1 protein-coding gene is annotated in these 1,211 nt (G+C 69.4%); it reads left to right on the top strand.

Annotated elements, in window-relative coordinates; translation table 11 throughout:
• Window positions 1-318: 318 nt before the first annotated feature.
• A partial coding sequence (gene eccE / locus ACZ5CR_RS46110) for a type VII secretion protein EccE (RefSeq protein WP_468869948.1) occupies window positions 319-1,211 on the top strand: 893 nt, incomplete at its 3' end.

Genomic DNA, 1,211 nt, shown 5'->3' with positions numbered 1-1,211 from the left:
CGGGGACCACGCCACGCAGCGGGCGAGGTGCGCCTTCCTCCGAACCCGATGGTGACGGCTGAATGAAGGACGCCAGCGTGCGGCGCTTCGCGAAGGTGTAGGCGTTGAGTTCGTCCCGCCGTGATGCCATGAGTGCCTGCTTCTCCCCCGTGCGGCGCCGGGGGCGTGCCACCCCCACCCTCCGTTGTCAGACCCGGCCCCTACTATGCCTGTTGAGTAATCACACGTGTGAGGTGGGTAAGGTTCGCGGGCACTCCTGAGGGTTCGTGTCCCGCGATCACCAGGGTGACTCGGGAGAATTTACGGGGGGTTGGACTGATGGCTGCCGCAGCGCGGACCGGGGCTCGGGGACCGTCGAGGTCCGGAAATCAAGGTCAGGCAGCGCCCGATGATGCCGGCGCGTCGTCGCCCCGAGGGCCCGTCACCTTTCATCTCCGAGCGCGCTCGGCACAGTTCGGCTCGTTTCGCTTGCAACGGCTTGTACTCATCGAGGTGGCCGCAGCCCTCCTGCTGGCCGCCTGGGTGATCGACCCGCTGGTCGTCGTGCCGACCGCTGTCGTCGCGGCCGTCCTGGTGCTGCTTGCGGTCGTACGCCGTCGTGGCCGTGCGTGGCACGAATGGTTCGGCACCGCGCGGGCCTTGCGCGCACGTAAGCGCCGGGCGGCGCATGCCCCGATACCGCCGGGCACGGAACCGGCGTTCGCCCCTGCCGTCGAGTGTGATCCCGCCCTGCGTACGTATGTGTACGGAGACCGGGACAGGCGGCAGGTCGGGATGGTCGGGGACGGGACATTCGTGACCGCCGTGCTTCAAGTCGAGTCGAACGCCACCGCGTTGCGGGCCGAGCGTGGACGCCACCCACTGCCGGTGGGGCTCGTCCGCGACGCCCTGGAGGTGGACGGAATCCGGCTCGAGTCGGCGCAGATCGTGCAGCACACCCAGCCGGCTCCGGCGCTGCATCTTCCCCAGCAGTCCGTGGCCGTCAGCAACTACGCCCCGCTGCAGGCCCAGACCGGAGCACCGGCCGTACGGATCACATGGATCGCCCTGAAGCTCGATCCTGAGCTCTGCCCCGAGGCGGTGGCGGCGCGCGGGGGCGGTTTCGTGGGGGCCCAGAAGTGCGTGATGCGTTCCGTGGATCAGCTGGCCAGTCGACTCACGGGAGCCGGATTCCGGGCGACAGCGCTCACCGAGGAGCAGTTGGCCGCTGC

The sequence above is a fragment of the Streptomyces sp. NPDC031274 genome (assembly GCF_055570235.1).
Note: the sequence above shows the minus strand (reverse complement) of the source record. Positions and strands in the feature narration are given on the sequence as shown.